Raw genomic sequence first — 19,099 nt, forward strand, 5'->3', positions numbered from 1 at the left:
TGAAGCGCGATCGCCTACACGAAGGCTTGATCGTTTCAAAAAGCCGACATCTTGCCGAAGGATCGCATTTTCCAGGCGCCAGACATGAAAAAGGACGGCGAGGGGAAGCCGTCCTTTTTCATCTGCGGGGTATTTGCGATCGGGGGAGATCGCTTGGGGTATATGCGATCGAGGGGGATGATCGCTTGGGGTACTTTGAGAACAATCGCCTTAAGAGTTGGTTCCGGTCGCTGCGAAAAAAATGCGATCCGCCCTCAACTTTTTTGGGGCAGCCGATCGTAGATTGATGCGCGCTCGGCGAATTTCGCCGTTCCGACCTGTTGAAAACGTTACTAAAGGTCGCTGACGATACTGTATTGTCAGAGCCGGATTTCTGCTATCCGAACCTCGGATAACGGTTTCTGGAAATCGCGAATGCCTGCATTGAAGACATCCGTGCTCGACAGCTCTGCGATGCCGGAATCCGCGGACGAGACAGGTCTTGCCAGTGAGAAGAACCGGCGTTTCTCGGCTGAGCTTCTCGTCAGGGGGCAGTCCGAAGCCCGGCGCAAGTTTCCCGAACTTGCTGCAACCCATGTAATTTCGATCAAATTGCCGGGGCACTCCTACCTTGGTCCGCGTGGCTTGAGCCCTGAGCATCAGTGTTTTGTCAGCTTCGACGATATCGACGACCTGAAGGCACCGAATGCACCCGATGTGGAGATGGTCGAGAGGCTTCTCACTTTCGCGCGCGGCATACCGGAAGACGGCAGGCTTCTTGTTCATGGCCTGCTTGGCGTCAGGCGTTCGACGGCGGTCGCGCTTGGTCTCCTGGCGGATCGGTTGCCGCCCGTGGAGGCCGCGCAGGCTCTCACGCCGCTCTGCAGCCAGCCGCCCGATCCCCAGCCGCTGGTGCTGAAGCTGTTCGACGAAGTCTTGGGACATAAAGGCGCCCTTTGCGAAGCTGCCGCGATGCGCTTCGTTCAGGGGCGTGGCGCGATAAGGCGGCGTGTCTCTGGCACCTGATCATACGCTTAGCTGATCGAGCAGACGCTCCGTGTGCCCGCGATATCCGCTGCCGAAAAGGCGAAGATGCACCAGCACCGGCCAGAGCGTATAGATCGCGCGCCGCTCCTCGTGGCCGGGTTCGAGTTCGCCATAGGCCGCGTAGAAGGTATCGCTTGGCGAGCCAAAGAGGTGGAGCATCGCAAGATCGACCTCCGAGTGACCGTAATAACAGGCCGGATCGATCAGGGCGCTGATCTCTGATCCCGAAACCAGCACGTTGCCGGACCAGAGATCGCCGTGAAGCAGGGAGGCTTTCGGCCTCGCCGGCAAACGGTCGGCGATCGTCTTCGACAGCCGTTCGAGGCGCCTGGCCATTGGGCCTGGAACATGCGGGCAGGTGTTGAGGAGCCTGTTCTCGGACCAGAAGCGCGGCCAGTCTTCAGACCAGTCGTTTCGGATTTCGACGGCGCCGAATGCAAAGTCGCAGTTCCAGCCATAACGCTTGCCGGTCGCGGCGTGGAGCGTGCGGACGGCGGCGCCGACGCTTGCCCATGCACTTGAGAGATGTCCGCCTTCGGGCATGATCTCCATGACGAAAGCTGTTTCGCTGACGCCAAGAACGTGTGGGGCAGGGGCGCCGCTGGCCGCGATTGCCTCCAGCATCGCTGCTTCGGCTTCAGGAGATGGCCCGCCCTTGACGATCACGGAGCGCCCGTCTTCAAGATCGATGGACATCAGTTGCGAGAGGCTGCCGCCGCCAAGCGATCGAGAGCCGGCAAGCGTTGCGCCGAGCAGTCTCGCACCTTCCTGCGCCAGGGCGTTCAAGGGGTTCGACCTGTCTTCGTCAGGCTTTGTGCGAGAGCTTGCGCCCCGGCCGTCACGTCCGCCCAGGTCGTCTCGAAGCCTTCCGCCCCGCCGTAATAAGGATCGGCGACAGCCTCGCCGCCACGCCCCTTCACATGATCGAGCAACAGGCTGAGCTTTGCCGTTCCGTCTGCCGGTCTCAGTCGCTCAAGATTGGCGAGGTTTTCGCGATCGAGCGCGATGATATGGGTGAAGTGGTGGAAATCCTCGGGCCTCACCTGCCGCGCGGCATAGTGCGAAATATCGACACCATTGCGTTTCGAAACGACCTGCGCGCGGCTGTCCGGCGGGTTGCCCACATGCCAGTCGCCGGTGCCCGCCGAATCGATTTCGACGTCGAGACCCAGCCGTTCGGCCTCAGCCGCGAGCGCCGCCTGGGCAAGGGGCGAGCGGCAGATATTGCCGAGGCAGACGAAAAGCACGGCGGGGCGATCGGCCATGGGATCTCCTCTCGGTGGGGTGTCTTGTGTGGTCGATGTCCGGCCGTGCGCTATTACGATTTCTCGGCCGCGACTTCCAGCTGATAGCTCTCGGGAATGAAGCGATACCCGCCGTCTTCCATCTTCTCGACGTAGCCCACGGCCGGGAACGGCATGTGATAGCCGATGAAGGGCAGCCGTTCCTCGGCGATCCTGTCGAACACCCGTTTGCGCGTCTCGACGGCCTTTTCCTTGTCGAGATCGAATTTCACATGCCATTCGGGCTTTTGAAGCGAAGCGACGAAGTGGTTCGCCGTATCGGCTGTCAGCATCAGCCGTTGGCCTTCCGATTCGATCTCGAAGATCATGTGGCCCGGCGTATGGCCGAAGGCGGCCATCGCAGTGATCCCGGTCACCACCTCCTCGCCATCGGCAAGGAAGGTGAACTGGTCTTTCAGCGGCACGAGGAGGTTGGCGACCAGTTCCGCATTGCCGGGTTGAGGGCCGTTTTCGGCTTCCCCGGAAGTCCAGTAATCCCATTCCGCACGGCCGGTGACATAGCGCGCATTCGGGAAAACCGGGCTGCCATCGCCCTTCACGAGCCCCTGAATGTGGTCGCCGTGCAAATGGGTCAGCACGACGATCGTCACGGCGTCGGTGCCGTAGCCGGCCGATTCCATGCGTTCCACGAGCTTTCCACGACCGTTTTCCCGGCCGCCTTCGCCGAAGCCCGTATCGAAGAGGATGAGATTGTCATCAAGCTCGACGAGGGTCGGTGTAAAATAGGATATGATGCGTTGCTCCGGCAAGAAGTTCGCCCGCATCAGCTCGGCCATCGCGTCCTGGCTCTGTTCCATCCCGAAGGTCGGGTGGGGACCATCGCCGGGCCGCAATCCGTCGAGCACGGTGGTGATCCGTGCATAGCCAAGGTCGAAGCGGCTCCAGCCGGGCGTCATCATCTGGGATTTGGAGATATCGGCCTCCACCTTTGTATTTGCCGCGTCGTTCGTATCCTGCGCGTTTGCGCCGCCGGTGAGCCCGGCGGTGGCCAAGCCCAGGGCAGAGCCTGCCGCGAGGGCCTGTCGGCGCGTCATCCGCTCTTTCGGTCTGTCGGCCATGGCGGCATGTCTCCCATCGAAATTCGCGTCCTGGTGAAACGGAGACTTTGGTCACGGCCGCCCGCCGGCAAGATGCGGCAATGTGATCGTGATGGAAGGGCGATCCAAAGCCCGCGCGGCACTTGAACGCTTTTTAAATTCGTTATCGCCGAGCGATCAGCGATCAGCGATCAGCGATCAGCGAATTTCGGATTAATCGTTTCGATCCGTTCAACGCTCGGTCACCCCTGCGAGCCGGTGAAGGAGCGCCTATGTTCCGGTTCCCGCTGCCCTTTCACGGCTTCTCTGATCCGCGTTCGCAGACAGCCTTTCCGACCATCAGGAGATGAGGATTGACCCGGATTGTTCCGATCGTGCTGGCCGTCGCGCTCTTTATGGAGACGATGGATGCGACCGTCATCGCGACCTCCCTGCCGGTCATCGCAGCGGATCTGAACACGAGCCCGATTGCGCTCAAGCTGGCGCTGACCAGCTATTACGTGTCTCTGGCGGTCTTCATTCCGATCTCGGGACGGCTGGCCGATCGTTTTGGCGCCAAGAACATCTTCCGGCTTGCGATCGCCGTCTTCATGGTCGGATCGCTTTGCTGCGCGCTTTCTTCCTCGCTCGAGGCTTTCATCGCTTCCCGCTTTCTGCAGGGCATGGGCGGGGCGATGATGACGCCGGTCGGCCGCCTGCTTCTGGTGCGCGCGGTGCCCAAGGGTGATCTCGTCAACGCCATGGCTTGGTTCACCATCCCCGCGCTGATCGGCCCGCTGATCGGCCCGCCGCTCGGCGGTGCCATTTCCACCTATTCCGACTGGCGTTGGATCTTCCTCATCAATCTGCCCATAGGGGCGATCGGCATTCTGCTCGCCACCCGGTTTTTGCCGTTCGTGGAGCGCGTGCGCGGGGTTTCCTTCGACGCGCCGGGCTTTCTTCTTTCGGGCTTTGCCTGCGCCGGTCTCGTCTTCGGCTTCTCGGTCATTTCGCTTCCGGCTCTGCCGCCCATCTTCGGCGTGTTCCTCGTGATTGCGGGCGCGGTGTCCGGCGCCTTCTACATCCGCCACGCGCGTCTGGCCGCGACTCCCGTCGTGCGCCTGAGCCTTCTCCGGATCGCGACCCTTCGTGTCAGCGTCGTCGCGGGGACGCTGTTTCGCGTGGGAACCGGCGCGGTGCCGTTTCTGCTGCCGCTGATGCTGCAACTCGGATACGGCTACACCGCTCTCCAGTCGGGGCTCGTCGCCAGCGCGTCCATGGGCGGTGCCATCACGATGAAGCTACTCGCCAAGCCGATTCTGAGACGCTTCGGTTTCCGCTCCACGCTGATCTGTTCGGCGCTGGTTGGCGGCAGTCTTATCCTTGCGATCGGTCTTGAGACACTGTCCGGCTCCATCATCGCGCTGGTCGCGCTGCTGCTGGTCGGCGGTTTCTTTCGCTCTCTCTTCTTCACCGGCATCAACACGCTGGGCTTTGCCGATCTGTCGACGCAGGAGACGGGCGATGCCACGGCCATGCTGGCCGCGACGCAGCAGGTCTCGATCGCCATGGGTGTCGCCATCGCCGGGATCGTTCTGGAAGCCGGTATGTCGATGATGGGCACGACGACGCCCCAGATCAGCGACTTCGCGCTCGCCTTCACGGCTGCGGGCGTGCTGATGATGATGGCGGCCCTGCCGTTCCTCTCGCTTTCCTCGAAAGCCGGCGACGAAGTTGCGGGACGTTCGGTTCCGGCGGAATGAACGACAGCCGCCGTCAGCCGAGCGGCCCGGCCTCCGGGTCTTCGGCCTTGTCCGCCCCTTGGCTCTCGCGCCTTCCCTTGAAATCCTTGGCGAGGATATAGAGCTCGACCGATCCGTCGCGGCTCGCCGGCGGCTTCACGTGGTGAACCGCCTTGAAATTGCGCTTCAGGAGGTCGAGGAGATCCCGCTCGGTCCCGCCCTGAAACGTCTTGCACAGAAAGTGCCCGCCGGGTCGCAGTGTTCGCACCGCGAAATCGGCGGCGACTTCGCACAGATGCATCGTGCGAAGGTGGTCGGTCTGGCGGTGGCCGATGGTCGGGGCCGCCATATCCGACAGAACGATATCGGGCGCGCCGCCGAGCGTCTCGATCAGCCGATCCGGCGCGTCATCATCGAGAAAGTCCATCAAGAGGATTTCGGTGCCTGAGACCGGATCGACCTCGAGAAAATCGATCCCGACCACGCGGATATCATCGTTCGACGATCCCACCCGCTCGACCGAGACCTGACACCAGCCGCCTGGCGCCGCGCCGAGATCGACGACGCGCTGCCCGGGCTTCAACAATTTGTACCGGTCGTCCATCTCGATCAGCTTGTAGGCCGCGCGCGAGCGATAGCCGTCTGCCTTGGCCTGCCGCACGTATGGATCGTTCAGCTGCCGTTCGATCCAGCGCCGGGACGATGCCTTCAGCCCGCGCTTCTTCTTCACCTTGATGTGGAGGCCGCGGGGATTGTTGGTCTTGGTCATCAGGCGCTCCGTCTGCCCTGCCGGTCCCAGACCCGGTCGGCAATCATCATTTCGATCAGCAAGCCTTCCCTGAGGCCTCGATCGGCGACGCGCAAGGCTCTCGCGGGCCAGACCCGGCGTATGCCTTCCAGAATCGCGCATCCCGCCAGCACGAGATCGGCGCGGTCGCTGCCGATGCACGGATTGGCGACGCGCTCCTCGAAGCTCCATCCGAGGATGCGGTTGACGAGGTCGTCCGCTTCCTGCCGGGTGAGCCAGAGCCCGTCCACCTGCCTGCGGTCGTAACGCTCCAGATTGAGATGGATGCCGGCGAGCGTCGTCACGGTGCCGGAGGTTCCAAGGAGATGGAATTTCGGGGTGTCGATCAGCTTGTCGAGACGATGACGGCCGGGAAAATCCGAGATCATTTCGGTGGTCTCGACGATCATCTTCTCGAACATTTCGGGGGTCACGTTCCGTCCGCCATGGCGTTCGGCCATGGTGACGACGCCGATCGGAAGCGAGGTCCAGGCAACGATCCGGCTTGCGAGCTTGCGTGTCGGCCCGTCTCTCAGATCGAGAAGCGCGATCTCGGACGAGCCACCTCCGATATCAAAGAGAACGGCACCGCGCGTGCTGGGGTCGACCAGTGAACCGCAGCCCGAGACTGCGAGCCGGGCTTCTGCCTCCTGGCTCACGATTTCCAGCTTCAGTCCGGTGTCGCGCTCAACCCGTTCGAGAAACTCGGCACCGTTCGCGGCTGCGCGGCAGGCTTCGGTCGCAATCAGGCGCATATGCGTGACATTGCGTGCCGCAAGTTTCTGAGCGCAGACGGAGAGCGCGGAGACCGCCCGGTCCATCGCGTCGCGCGACAGGGAGCCTGTTCGGCCGAGACCTTCGCCGAGGCGGACGATACGCGAGAATGCATCGACGACGCGGAACTGGCCGGGCCGTGTCGGTACGGCCATCAGCAGGCGGCAATTGTTGGTTCCAAGGTCGAGGGCCGCGTAAACGGGCGGCGGTCCGGCCTGTGTGCGGGCGCCGTTCGCACCGGAATGGCCTGCGACAGGCTTTCTCCCGTCGCCGTTGCGGGTACGAGCAACTTTCTGAGCGGGGTTTTCATGATCGACAGGTTTCGGATCGCTCTGCTGGCTTGGCGTATTGCCTTGCTTCTCAGTCGAACGCGGTTTGCGGCGGCGGATCTTGCGCATGCCCCGCTGGTTGGGCTCGTTCTTCTTCGCCCGCTGCTCCGGTGCTTGTTCGTGTGCGCTCGGATTGCCTGCTGTCTTCGCTGTCTCGCCGGTCTTCTTGTCTGCTGCCGCCTGTTTTCTGGCCGAGGCGCGCTTGCGCTGACGTCGTTTCTGGCGCTTGGACAGCCGTGCTGCCTCAGTACCATGGGCATCGTCGTTCGACGATTCCTCTGCCGCAGACCGCTTGTCGTTGTGGCGATTGATCGGTTTCTCTCCGGACGCGGAGCCGACTGACTGAGAATCAGCGCCTCGCTTTCCATCGAGCGATGTGGCCAAACCACTCCCGTCCGGATGCGGCTGAGCATGAGCCGACCACCCGTCTGGCGTCGAGTTTCGCCGACGGTCGGAATCGTCTTGCCGAGGCGGAGTGCGCGGATGATCGCGCTCTTCCGCTCCGGTTTGCTTCGTATACGGGCCGAAGGAAGGCTTCGCGTCCCGTTTCGATTTCACATGTGACGATCGACTGTGGCGGTTCCCTTCCTTCCCGCTATCCAACTGTTCTCTCCGGCGTCATCTCCGACAATGCCGGAGGGCGCCTCAACTGTTCTTGTGTCGCCTTCGAGTGTATCAAGCCATGGCCGCGAAACAAGGCCGGGTGATCAGCGTCCGGTAAGCCTTGCCGCAAGAGCCTTCGATATGGCCGAAGACAGTGTCTCGGATGCGGCCGGACGCAATGATCAGAAATGTTTCCGCGCGTCGTGCAGGTGTCATGCGAAAAGGTTTGAACCTTGCCGTCGTTTCTTGCGCGAGCCAGATCAGGCGATCGGCACAGCGCCCCGTTCGACGCCGTCCGCCGGGATGATCGGTTCCGTCGTCATGTTCTGACGGACGTGAGCGAGGAGCCGTTCGATTTCCTCGCGTTCGCCTTTGGTAAGCCCGCGTGTGACGCGATCGTAGACTGCGGTCGCGATCGGCCGTGCACTGGTAAAGACAGCGCCTGCCTGTTCCGTGGTATTGATGACCTTGGCGCGCCGATCGTGCGGGTCCGGCGAGCGCTTCACCAGTCCTCGCGTTTCGAGTCGATCCAGATAGGCCGAAAGTGTCATCGGCTCGACACCCATCCGCTCGGCCAGCACAGCTTGACGGCTGCCCTCGTGCCGCGCCACATGAGACAGGGCGCGGATCTCTCCAGGCGTCAGATCGAGGCCTGCTTCGATGACCGCTTTTTCCAGCTGCTGCCTGAAGAGTCGCGCGACGTCCGTCAGGAGAAAGCTCAGGGTGTTTCCGGCATCGTTACTAGGCATTGAATTCTCAAGTCGGTAGGGCGGCGCTGGGCCGACGGGACGGTTAACAAAAGCAGTACCAACTGACTTTTTGCCTGTGAAGTCTGTTTCCAACGTTAAGGTTAGAAAATGCGGGGGCGCTAATCCAGTGTCTTTTCCGTAAGGGAGCGAAATACACCAATGAGTGGAGGTAATGCCTTGAGTCTGAGCGATATGAAGCAGGAAGCAGAGCAGCTCCGGGATCTTCTCGTGCTGACGCAATCGCGAAACGCGGAACGATTTGAAGACGCTTTTAACGCCGCGATCAAAGCGCATTCCGAAGAAGTTGCTGCCATCGTCGCCGCGCCGGACACGCCAGGGTTCTCAAATACAATCAAGGCCCTGGAGGAATCCGGTACTGCGCTGTCAGAAATCTCCCGCGCATTTGCCGTCGTTGCGGGAGCGTCTACCACTGCCGATATTCAGGCGCTGGAACGCTCGATCTATCCTCGGTTGTCACGCCATCTCTCCGCGATCTCCCTGAATCCTGAGCTTTTCGCCCGCGTGGAAGAAGTGGCGGCTGATGAAAGTGCATTGAATCAGGTCTCGCCGCAAGCGCGGCGTCTCACGGAGCGGGTCTACAAGCGGATGGCGCGCTCGGGAGCAAGGCTTGAGGATGCGCAGCGCAAACGTCTCGCCGATATCGAAGCAAGGCTCTCCGAACTCTTCACCGCTTTCGCGCAGAACGTCCTCAAGGACGAGAACGACTGGTTCCTCGAGCTGACGGAAGACGATCTTGCCGGCCTGCGGGCCTGGCTTGTCTCGTCCCTTCGAAGCGCCGGCTCGGATCGCGATAAGGACGGGCCGGTCCTCACCTTGTCGCGCTCGCTGATCGTGCCGTTTCTTCAGCAGAGCGAACGGGCGGACCTGCGCGCGACGGCGTTCGACGCCTGGACGAAGCGCGGCGAGAACGAGGGCCCGTCGGACAACCGCCCCATCATGGCCGAGATACTCAACCTTCGCGACGAAAAGGCGCGGCTCCTCGGTTTCGAGACTTACGCCGCCTTCAAGCTCGACGACCAGATGGCCAAGTCGCCAGACCGGGTTCGCGATCTGTTGATGCGGGTCTGGGAGCCGGCACGGGCCCGCGCCGAGGCCGATGCCCAGATCCTGCAGGCAATCGCCCGTGAGGAGGGGACCAACCGCCCGCTCGCTCCCTCGGACTGGCGTTACTATGCCGAAAAGCGCCGCAGGGCCGAGCTCGATTTCGACGAGACGGCGCTGAAGCCGTATTTCTCGCTGGACCGGATGATCGCCGCCAGCTTCGATGTCGCGAACCGTCTGTTCGGCCTCGTCTTCGAGCCGATGGAGGACATGCCGGCCTGGCATCCGGACGTTCGTGCCTGGAAGGTGCTTCGCGCCGATGGAGCGCTGCAGGGTGTTTTCCTCGGCGATTATTTCGCGCGGTCCGGCAAGCGGTCCGGCGCCTGGATGAGTGTCTTGCGCTCCCAGCACAAGATGGGTGTGGGTGAGACGCCGGTCGTCTACAATGTGTGCAATTTTTCCAAGCCGGCGGCGGGCGAACCGGCGTTGTTGTCGCTGACGGATGCGACGACGCTCTTCCACGAGTTCGGCCATGCCCTGCACGGGCTCCTGTCCGATGTTGAATATCCAAGCCTTTCCGGAACGTCTGTCGCGCGCGATTTCGTCGAACTGCCCTCCCAGCTGTTCGAGCACTGGCTGACCGTTCCGGAAATCCTCGATCGGCACGCGACGCATATCGAGACGGGCGAGCCGATGCCGCGCGAACTCGTCGGCAAGCTGCTTGCGGCACGCACTCTCGATGCGGGCTTCGATACCGTGGAATACGCCGCCTCGGCCATCGTCGATCTCGATCTTCACGAAAAGGCGGGCGAGGATCCGAAGCCGCTCGAGACCGAGCGCGAGACTTTGCGCGAGCTCGGCATGCCCGAGGCAATCGTGATGCGACACCGGACACCGCATTTCGCCCATGTGTTTTCGGGTGAAGGCTATTCGGCAGGCTATTACAGCTATCTCTGGTCAGAGGTGCTGGATTCGGACGCCTTCGAAGCCTTCGGTGAGGCCGGCGACCCGTTCCATGCCGAGACCGCCGAGCGGCTTCTGCGCCATGTCTATTCGGCTGGCGACAGCGCGGATGCGGACGATCTCTACCGCAGCTTCCGCGGCCGCGAACCCGATCCTGCGGCATTGATGCGCAAGCGGGGTTTTGCGGAAAAGATCGCCTGATAAGAAATCCTTTTGATCGATCCGCGATCATGGATTTCCAGGGCGTGTCTCGCTCGCGCGAGACACGCGAAGCGGGCCGACGAAACGCCCGGTTGAGACGCGATAGATGTTCGATTGTCTCGGCTCTGCCGCGCTCCGCTGGCTCGAAGGCGGACGGGATGTCGTGCGCGCGCTCTCCCGCGAAGCCGAAATCCTCGTCGAGAATTTCCGGGTCGGGCGGATGGAGGAGTGGGGGCTCGGCTATGAGGCGCTCAAGGCGATCAATCCGCGCTTGATCATGGTTCGCGTGACAGGGTTCGGCCAGAACGTTACCCAATCGCTCGACCAGCTGCGCGCCATCGTGTCCGAGACGGGCAGGAAGGGCGCGGGCCTTCGCGTCGATCTCGCCACCGCCTTCGACTGCCCCATAGACGGAACTGTGCCGCTCGATGATGTGCGCAGGGTCTTCGCCGAGGCGTTGAGAATAGCGCCGAAGGCCGAGTTCGCCCTCTGCAATACGACCGGGAGGGCCGATCCGATGACGGTTGCAAAGCGCTTTAGATCGGTAATGACTGATGCGTCCGACGAGATCGTCTGGGCCTTTCATGGCCACGACACATTCTGGATGGGCGTTGCCAACGCGCTCTATGCCTTTGATGCCGGCGTCACGATCATCGAGGGCGCGGCGGCCGGGCCGGGCGGCTGTCCATTCGCGCCGGGGACGACCGGCAACACGGCAACCGAGGACCTGCAGTTTGCCTTCGAACAGGGCGGCATCAGCACCGGCATCGACCGCCGGAAACTGCTGGAAGTGGCCGATCGTATCGCCGCTCTTCCCCGCGGCAAGACTGCCATCCATCCGAGGATCGTGCCCCGCGAGCGGACCGTCTGATCGTCTCTGATTTCGTCTCAAGGACGCTTTGCGCTGCAGCGTGCAAGAGCACCGATGATCGGATAAGCCTCGCTTTCTCTCCACTTCGTTCAAGTGGATTTCGGGGTTAAGGGCGAGGTGGTTGACGGGCATGGCCGATGGAGAAGCAAGCGACGCGCTGAGGTCGGACAAAAATCTTAAAGCTGGGCCCGCATGGGTCGCCGTCGATTGGGGCACCACCCATCTCCGCCTCTGGTTGATGGGAACGGATCAAGAGATCCTCGATCACCGCACCTCCGATCGTGGCATGGGCTCACTGCAACGACATGAATTCGAACCTCTCCTCAGAGACCTCCTCGCGGATGCGATGCCTGGGTCCGGGTCGCTTCCCGTCGTTTGCTGCGGCATGGTTGGCGCGCGGCAGGGTTGGGCCGAGGCGCCCTATGTCGCCTGTCCGTGCAGTCCCTCTGCCATCGATCGCGCCGTTGAGATCGAGGCTGCCAATGGTCGGCTCTCCGTGTTCATCCTGCCCGGCGTCAAGCAGCTCGATCCGCCGGACGTGATGCGCGGCGAGGAGACCCAGATCGCCGGCCTGCTCGCCCATTCGCCAGATTTTTCCGGAGCCGTCTGCCTGCCCGGCACCCATTCCAAATGGGCGAATATCGAAGGCGGGCGGATCGAGACCTTCCGCACCTTCATGACCGGCGAACTCTTCGCGCTTCTTTCCGGACAGTCGATCCTGCGCCATTCCGTTGGCGGCGAGGAGCTGGACGAGGCCGCGTTCTCCAGGGCTGTGACGGATGCGCTCGAAAACCCCGCCACCCTTACGGGCGAACTCTTTTCGATCCGTGCCGCGACGCTGCTGAGCGACTGCGCCCCGCCCGTTTCTCGCGCGCGGCTGTCCGGCCTGCTGATTGGTGCCGAAATCGCCGGCGCTCGCGCGTTCTGGGCCGATCAGGAAACGATCGTCATCGGCGAAAGCGCTTTGTCCAAGGCCTATCTCAACGCTCTTTCTATTGCTGAGGCCGAGGCGCGAACCATGCCGGGCGACGGCCTGACCCTTTCCGGCCTCACCGCCGCATTCCGAAATCTGAAAATTTGAGGCTCGACCCATGAACAGGGAAATCATCGCCATTTTGCGCGGTATCCAGCCGGACGAGGCCGAGGCCGTGCTCGACGTTCTCGTCGAGGTCGGCATCACCAAGATCGAGGTGCCGCTCAATTCGCCCGATCCGTTCAAGAGCATCGCGAAAATGGTCTCGAGGGCCGGTGACACGGCGATCATCGGTGCCGGAACCGTGCTCGATGTGGAGGCAGTCGCTGAGCTGAAAGCAATCGGCGCGAAGATGGTCGTGTCGCCGGACGCATTTCCGGATGTGATTCGCGCGACCAAGATGGCCGGCCTACTCTCTTATCCGGGGGTCTTTACCGCGAGCGAATCGTTTTCCGCCCTGCGCGCCGGCGCCGATGGTTTGAAATTCTTTCCCGCCTTCAAGCTGGGAACGGACGGCTTTGCGGCACTTTCCGCCGTCCTTCCGAAAGGCACGAAGACCTACGCAGTCGGCGGCGTCGGGCCGGCGGATTTCAAGGCCTGGCGCGATGTCGGCATCGCCGGTTTCGGCATGGGAACCGGCATCTACAAGCCCGGCATGAGCGCTTCGGATGTTTCCGCAAGGGCGAAGGAGATCGTCGCGGCCTACGACGCCGCATACGCACAATAATCATACAAATAGGCTGACAAGCCTGATCCGACCTCTTGAAACGGCTCTCGTCTTCTGCAATGGTATGACGATTGAATTCGGGTGGGAGGCTCGTTTCCATGTCGAGCATCGCTCGCAAGACAAGCAGGACGGCGGACCTCGCTGGCGAATATGGTCGGCGCATAACCGCCGGGGTTCTCAAGCCGGGCGATCACCTGCCGGTCGAGGCGCAACTTGCGACCGAGTGGGGTGTGTCGCGCACGGTCGTCCGCGAGGCCATGCGGCTTCTTGCGGCCAAGGGACTTTTGCGCGTGGGGCCCAAAGTGGGCACGCGCGTCCTCCCCTTCGAAGAATGGAACATGCTCGATGCCGACGTCATGGCCTGGCACCTCCTGGCCGACGAGCGGCGCACCTTCGTCGAGGCCCTCTATGAAATGCGGCTCATCAACGAGCCTGCCGCAGCCCGTGCTGCTGCGGCTCGAATCAGTTCTACGGATAAGGCCCGGCTCGGCGAGGCTCTCGACGCGATGGGGCGTTACCCGCGCGGCTCCGACGAGCTGATCGCCGCCGATCTCGCCTTTCATCGTATCATTCTGGAAGCGACGGGTAACCCGATCCTGCGCTCGCTCGGTGCGATGATCGAGAAGAGCCTGTCGATCTCGTTCTCGCTTTCCTGGCGGCAGAACCCGCAGGAGGAGACCCTGCGCCAGCACAAGCGCGTCTTTGATGCGATCATCGCCGGGGACGGCGAAGCGGCCGAGCTCTTCATGCGTCGCCTGATCGAAAGCGCTTTCGACGACGTGACGACCGCGCTCTACGCGGAACACCAGAACCACGCGGCCACGCGTGAGGTCCGCACGGATCTCACGCGATCCGGTGAAAAACCCGCATTCGCCCCGGCGGCGGGTGCATGACTGTTCATCAATGGGAGGAAATTCGATGAAGCTTTTGAAGACACTGGCCATCGCTGCTGCAGCGGTCGGCATGCTGGCGGCCCAGCCGTCGGCGACCCTTGCCCAGGACAAGGGCACCGTGGGTATCTCCATGCCCACAAAGTCCTCGGCCCGCTGGATCGACGACGGCAACAACATGGTCAAGCAGTTCAAGGAAGCCGGCTTTGCGGCCGATCTCCAATATGCTGACGACGACATTCCGAACCAGCTGAGCCAGGTCGAAAACATGATCACGACGGGCGTCGATGCCTTGGTGATCGCGGCGATCGACGGCACCACGCTCTCGAACGCGCTTGCCAACGCCGCCGCCTCGGGTATCCCGGTCATCGCCTATGACCGCCTGATCCGCGATTCCGGCGATGTCGACTATTACGCGACCTTCGACAACTTCCAGGTTGGCGTTCTTCAGGGTCAGTCGCTCGTCGACGGACTGAAGGAGCGGTTCCCCGATCAGGAGACGTGGAACGTCGAGCTCTTCGGTGGCTCGCCGGACGACAACAACGCTTACTTCTTCTATGACGGCGCGATGAGCGTGCTGCAGCCGCTGATCGACGAGGGCAAGATCAAGATCGTTTCCGGCCAGACCGGCATGCAGACCGTGGGAACGCTGCGCTGGGACGGTTCGGTCGCCCAGGCGCGCATGGACAACCTTCTGTCGGCGAACTACACGGGCCAGCCGATCCACGGCGTCCTTTCGCCCTATGATGGTCTTTCGATCGGCATCATCTCCTCCCTCAAGGGCGTCGGTTACGGCTCTGGCGACATGACCATGCCGATCATCACCGGTCAGGATGCGGAAGTGCAGTCCGTCAAGGCGATCGAGCGCGGTGACCAGTATTCGACGATCTTCAAGGACACTCGGGAACTTGCCAAGGTCACGGTCTCCATGGTGGAAGCCCTGCTCAATGACGGCGAGCCGGAGATCAACGACACCGAGACCTATGACAACGGCGTCAAGATCGTCCCGTCCTACCTCCTGAAGCCGGTTCTGGTGAAGGAAGGCGACATCCAGTCGACCCTCGTGGACTCCGGCTACTACACCGAAGACCAGCTGAAATAAGTTTAGCTGCCAGCCTTAGAGGGAGCCGGTTCGACGGGTCGGCTCCCTTTCGAGGCGGTTCCCGCCGATTGGCCTGCGGCAGCGTCTCGGGCGGACCTACAGTTGACCGGCCCGCGGCTCGACATCGCGCGAAAAGCGAAACCCTCCGATCTCGCTCCGGGCATTTGCCTGTCCGCATGACGTTCTTTCAAAAGTCTCCGCAGCTCTTGCGACGACGTCATGCTCCAGCGGCTTTCATCCTCACGGGGAGTGCAACCCATGCAACCCATTCTCGAAATGCGCGGCATCACCAAGACGTTTCCGGGCGTCAAGGCGCTCGACGACGTCAACCTGAAGGTGGCCGAGGGCGAGATCCACGCCTTGTGCGGCGAGAACGGTGCCGGCAAGTCGACACTGATGAAGGTCCTGTCCGGCATCTATCCCTACGGGTCCTATGACGGCGAGATCGTGTTTCGCGGTGAGGAATGCCGTTTCTCCGGCATTCGCGACTCCGAACGCCTCGGCATCATCATCATCCATCAGGAGCTCGCCCTGATCCCGCTCCTTTCGATCGCCGAGAACATCTTTCTCGGCAACGAACGCGTTTCCAGCGGCGTCATCGACTGGCGCACCACCTTCGAGCGTACCGGCGAACTTTTGAAGCGAGTCGGCCTGAAGGAAAGCCCGCAGGAGCTCATCACCAATCTCGGGCTCGGCAAGCAGCAGCTCGTTGAGATCGCAAAGGCCCTGTCGAAAGAGGTGAAACTCCTGATCCTCGACGAGCCGACCTCATCCCTCAACGAGAAGGATTCCCAGGCGCTCCTCGATCTTCTCCTGGAGTTCAAGCAGCGCGGCATCGCCTCGATCATGATCAGCCACAAGCTGAACGAAATCGCGAGGGTCGCCGATTCCATCACCGTCATTCGCGACGGCTCCGCCGTCTCGACACTCGATTGCAGCGGCGGCAAGGTGTCGGAGGACGACATCATCCGCGACATGGTGGGCCGCTCGCTTGAGGATCGCTATCCGCCACGCGAGCCGAAAATCGGCGAGACGATGTTCGAGGTCCGGAACTGGACCTCGACCCATCCTCTCCATGCCAGCCGAAAGGTCGTCGACGACGTTTCCTTCAAGGCGCGCGCCGGCGAGGTCGTCGGCATCGCCGGCCTGATGGGAGCCGGGCGCACCGAGCTCGCCATGAGTGTCTTCGGACGGTCCTACGGCACTTATGTATCGGGCGAGGTGCTTCTGCACGGCAAGCCGGTGGATACCTCCACGGTCGAGCGGGCGATCAAGGCGGGCATCTGCTACGTGACCGAGGATCGCAAGGGCTACGGCCTCATCCTCGATGAAACCATCCGCCGCAACATACCCCTCGCCAATCTCGCCGGCATCTCCAACGGACTCGTCGTCGATGATCGCAAGGAAGCGCGGATCGCGAGCGAATATCGCGACCGGCTGCGGATCAAGTCGTCCTCGATCGCCCAGGAGACGGTGAATCTGTCAGGCGGCAATCAGCAGAAGGTGGTGCTTGCCAAATGGCTCTTCGCGGGGCCCGAGGTTCTGATCCTCGACGAGCCGACCCGAGGCATCGATGTCGGCGCGAAATACGAAATCTACGCGATCATCGGGGAGCTCGCCGCACAGGGCAAGGCGGTGATCGTGATCTCCTCGGAAATGCCCGAACTGCTCGGGATCTCCGACCGGATCTACGTGATGAACGAAGGCCGGTTCGTCGGTGAAATGCCGACGGCGGAAGCTTCGCAGGAAAAGATCATGGCGGCCATCATCCGCTCGTCGGGCCGCGGCTGACGCCGGCCCATTCGTTTCAGGGAGGAGACGGACACATGTCCCAGCAAGTCGCAGGCGATACTGACGCAAGCGGTCGCGGTGAGAAGGGTGGTCACCTGGCCTTCCTGCGCCGGCACATGCGCGAATACGGCATTCTGATCGCCCTCGTGGTGATCATGGCCTTCTTCCAGATCGCCACCGACGGCATTCTGATGAAGCCGATCAACCTCACCAACCTCGTGCTCCAGAACAGCTACATCATCATCATGGCGCTGGGCATGCTGCTGGTTATCGTGTCCGGCCACATCGATCTTTCGGTCGGCTCGGTTCTCGGCTTTGTCGGGGCGCTCGCCGCCGTCATGATCGTCCAGTGGGACATGAATTTCTTCGTCGCGAGCATCATCTGTCTCGCAGTCGGCGGAATCATCGGCGCGGCACAGGGCTACTGGATCGCCTATTGGAAGATCCCGAGCTTCATTGTGACGCTCGCCGGCATGCTGGTCTTCAAGGGCCTCACGCTCTGGCTTCTCGCGGGCCAGTCGGTCGGCCCGTTTCCCGCCGGCTTCCAGCTCCTGTCGTCGGGCTTTCTGCCGGACGTCGTCGACATTAAGCGCTTCCATCTCCTGTCCTTCGTCATCGGAGCGGGCGTTGCGGGCCTGATCGTCACGCTTGCGTTGAAACACCGTGTGCAGTCCCGCGCCAGCGGCCATGACGACGAGCCGTTCGGCTTCTTCATTGCGAAGAACCTTCTGATCGCCGCCGCCGTCCTCTACCTCACCTGGCTGCTTGCGACGTTCCGGGGCTTTCCGAACGTCCTTATCGTCATGGCGGTCCTGATCGCAGTCTATTCTTTCGTGACCTCGAAGACGACCATCGGCCGACGGATCTACGCAATCGGCGGCAACGAGAAGGCGGCCAAGCTGTCGGGCATCAACACCGAACGCCTGACCTTCCTCACCTTCGCCAATATGGGCATGCTCGCCGCGCTCGCCGGCCTCGTCTTCGCCGCGCGCCTCAACACCGCGACGCCGAAAGCGGGTCTTGCCTTCGAGCTCGACGTGATCGCGGCGGTCTTCATCGGCGGTGCGTCCATGGCCGGGGGCGTCGGCACCATCGTCGGCGCCGTCATCGGCGCGTTCATCATGGGCGTGATGAACAACGGCATGTCGATCCTCGGCATCGGCATCGATTATCAGCAGGTGATCAAGGGCCTTGTCCTTCTGATTGCCGTGATCTTCGACGTCGTGAACCGCTCGCGTGCGTCATGAGCGATATTCGTCTCGGCCTCGTCGGCGTTGGCAAGATCGCCCGTGACCAGCATTTTCCGTCGATCGAAGCGACCGACGGAATTGCCCTTGCCGCCGCAGCCAGCCGTTCGGCGCGCGTCGACGGCGTTCCGAACTATGCCGATCTCGCCGCGATGCTGGCGGGATCGGACATCGACGCCGTTGCGCTGTGTACGCCGCCACAGGTCCGATATGCCCTGGCGCTCCAGGCGCTGAAGGCTGGCAAGCATGTACTTCTCGAAAAGCCGCCCGGTGCGACGCTGAGCGAAGTCGAGGACCTCGCCGTGGTTGCCCGCGACAGGGGCGTGTCGCTCTTTGCGACCTGGCATTCGCGTTTTGCGCCCGCTGTGGAGCCCGCGAAAGAGTGGCTTTCGAAACGGATGGTGAAGCGCGCGGCGATCATCTGGAAAGAAGATGTCCGGCGCTGGCATCCGGGTCAGGAATGGATCTGGGAGCCCGGCGGGCTTGGCGTCTTCGATCCCGGCATCAATGCGCTGTCGATCGCGACGCACATCCTCCCCACGGCCTTCTTCCTTACCGGCTCGTCCCTGTCCTTCCCGAAAAACCGACAGGCGCCGATCGCAGCTCAGCTTACCTTCACCGACGCGGACGGCCTCGATCTGGCCGCCGATTTCGACTGGCGGCAAGAGGGGCCGCAGACCTGGGACATCAACGTCGATACCGAAGACGGCGGCCGCCTGGAATTGTCCGAAGGCGGCAAGAAGCTTCGGATCGACGGCAACGAGGTGGTCGACGAGCCCGATGCGGAATATCGCGGCATCTATCGGCGCTTCGTCGATCTCGTCGGCTCGGGCACGAGCGATGTTGATGTCGCGCCGCTCCGCCATGTGGCGGATGCCTTCATGCTGGGGCGCCGGGAGAGCGTTGACCCATTCCACGACGAAACCACCTGAACCCCGAACA

17 protein-coding genes are annotated in these 19,099 nt (G+C 62.3%); 11 read left to right on the forward strand and 6 right to left on the reverse strand.

What is annotated here, in order from left to right; genetic code table 11:
• Positions 1–414: 414 nt before the first annotated feature.
• Complete coding sequence (locus ABDX79_RS07465; protein ID WP_346219649.1) at positions 415–1,005, forward strand: hypothetical protein; 591 nt, start codon at positions 415–417, stop codon at positions 1,003–1,005.
• On the opposite strand, the gene ABDX79_RS07470 is transcribed toward ABDX79_RS07465, so the two are convergent.
• Genes ABDX79_RS07470 through ABDX79_RS07480 form a run of 3 tightly spaced genes read right to left on the reverse strand, consistent with a single transcriptional unit; the run spans position 1,006 to position 3,388 of the window.
• Positions 1,006–1,812, reverse strand: a complete 807-nt coding sequence (locus ABDX79_RS07470) for a fructosamine kinase family protein (RefSeq protein ID WP_346219650.1) — start codon at positions 1,810–1,812, stop codon at positions 1,006–1,008.
• Positions 1,809–2,291 carry a low molecular weight protein-tyrosine-phosphatase gene (locus tag ABDX79_RS07475; protein ID WP_346219651.1) on the reverse strand — a complete coding sequence of 161 codons (483 nt, stop codon included), beginning with the start codon at positions 2,289–2,291 and terminating at the stop codon, positions 1,809–1,811. Before ABDX79_RS07475 ends, ABDX79_RS07470 begins: the two co-directional genes overlap by 4 nt.
• A 53-nt stretch (positions 2,292–2,344) precedes the next feature.
• A complete protein-coding gene (locus ABDX79_RS07480; RefSeq protein WP_346219652.1) occupies positions 2,345–3,388 on the reverse strand; it encodes an MBL fold metallo-hydrolase in 1,044 nt (347 codons plus the stop codon).
• A 332-nt stretch (positions 3,389–3,720) separates the two neighbouring features.
• Here ABDX79_RS07480 and ABDX79_RS07485 point away from each other — a divergent pair, with 332 nt between their 5' ends.
• Positions 3,721–5,109: an MFS transporter gene (locus tag ABDX79_RS07485; protein WP_346219653.1), complete on the forward strand. Its 1,389-nt coding sequence runs from the start codon at positions 3,721–3,723 to the stop codon at positions 5,107–5,109.
• 13 nt (positions 5,110–5,122) lie between these two features.
• On the opposite strand, the gene ABDX79_RS07490 is transcribed toward ABDX79_RS07485, so the two are convergent.
• The 3 genes from ABDX79_RS07490 to ABDX79_RS07500 form a co-directional block, all read right to left on the reverse strand.
• Entirely contained in the window at positions 5,123–5,857 is a 735-nt protein-coding gene (locus tag ABDX79_RS07490; RefSeq protein WP_346219654.1) for an RlmE family RNA methyltransferase, read from the reverse strand.
• The gene (locus tag ABDX79_RS07495; RefSeq protein WP_463671132.1) at positions 5,857–7,362 is read right to left on the reverse strand and encodes a Ppx/GppA phosphatase family protein; all 1,506 of its coding nucleotides are present in this window, start codon (positions 7,360–7,362) and stop codon (positions 5,857–5,859) included. The genes ABDX79_RS07490 and ABDX79_RS07495 overlap by 1 nt, the downstream gene beginning before the upstream one ends.
• Before the next feature lie 479 nt (positions 7,363–7,841).
• A complete protein-coding gene (locus ABDX79_RS07500; protein ID WP_346219655.1) occupies positions 7,842–8,330 on the reverse strand; it encodes a MarR family winged helix-turn-helix transcriptional regulator in 489 nt (162 codons plus the stop codon).
• Positions 8,331–8,507: 177 nt separating this feature from the next.
• On the opposite strand from ABDX79_RS07500, the gene ABDX79_RS07505 reads away from it, so the two are divergent.
• The 9 genes from ABDX79_RS07505 to ABDX79_RS07545 all read left to right on the forward strand — a co-directional run bounded on the left by ABDX79_RS07505 (position 8,508) and on the right by ABDX79_RS07545 (position 19,089).
• Positions 8,508–10,556 (forward strand): M3 family metallopeptidase, encoded by a 2,049-nt coding sequence (locus ABDX79_RS07505; RefSeq protein ID WP_346219656.1) that lies wholly within the window; start codon positions 8,508–8,510, stop codon positions 10,554–10,556.
• Between the two features lie 106 nt (positions 10,557–10,662).
• Positions 10,663–11,427, forward strand: coding sequence for a CoA transferase (locus tag ABDX79_RS07510; RefSeq protein ID WP_346219657.1), 765 nt, complete (start codon positions 10,663–10,665; stop codon positions 11,425–11,427).
• 130 nt (positions 11,428–11,557) lie between these two features.
• Positions 11,558–12,508 carry a 2-dehydro-3-deoxygalactonokinase gene (locus ABDX79_RS07515; protein WP_346219658.1) on the forward strand — a complete coding sequence of 317 codons (951 nt, stop codon included), beginning with the start codon at positions 11,558–11,560 and terminating at the stop codon, positions 12,506–12,508.
• Between the two features lie 10 nt (positions 12,509–12,518).
• The gene (locus ABDX79_RS07520; RefSeq protein WP_346219659.1) at positions 12,519–13,127 is read left to right on the forward strand and encodes a 2-dehydro-3-deoxy-6-phosphogalactonate aldolase; all 609 of its coding nucleotides are present in this window, start codon (positions 12,519–12,521) and stop codon (positions 13,125–13,127) included.
• Positions 13,128–13,225: 98 nt separating this feature from the next.
• Complete coding sequence (locus tag ABDX79_RS07525) at positions 13,226–14,020, forward strand: FadR/GntR family transcriptional regulator (RefSeq protein WP_346219660.1); 795 nt, start codon at positions 13,226–13,228, stop codon at positions 14,018–14,020.
• 25 nt (positions 14,021–14,045) lie between these two features.
• The gene (chvE, locus tag ABDX79_RS07530; RefSeq protein WP_346219661.1) at positions 14,046–15,119 is read left to right on the forward strand and encodes a multiple monosaccharide ABC transporter substrate-binding protein; all 1,074 of its coding nucleotides are present in this window, start codon (positions 14,046–14,048) and stop codon (positions 15,117–15,119) included.
• Between the two features lie 258 nt (positions 15,120–15,377).
• The gene (gene mmsA, locus ABDX79_RS07535; RefSeq protein ID WP_346219662.1) at positions 15,378–16,910 is read left to right on the forward strand and encodes a multiple monosaccharide ABC transporter ATP-binding protein; all 1,533 of its coding nucleotides are present in this window, start codon (positions 15,378–15,380) and stop codon (positions 16,908–16,910) included.
• Positions 16,911–17,026: 116 nt separating this feature from the next.
• Positions 17,027–18,157 (forward strand): multiple monosaccharide ABC transporter permease, encoded by a 1,131-nt coding sequence (gene mmsB, locus ABDX79_RS07540; RefSeq protein ID WP_346219857.1) that lies wholly within the window; start codon positions 17,027–17,029, stop codon positions 18,155–18,157.
• Positions 18,154–19,089: a Gfo/Idh/MocA family protein gene (locus ABDX79_RS07545; RefSeq protein ID WP_346219663.1), complete on the forward strand. Its 936-nt coding sequence runs from the start codon at positions 18,154–18,156 to the stop codon at positions 19,087–19,089. The genes mmsB and ABDX79_RS07545 overlap by 4 nt, the downstream gene beginning before the upstream one ends.
• Positions 19,090–19,099 lie beyond the last annotated feature (10 nt).

Source organism: Fulvimarina fulva (assembly GCF_039652615.1).
Classification (GTDB): Bacteria; Pseudomonadota; Alphaproteobacteria; order Rhizobiales; family Rhizobiaceae; genus Fulvimarina.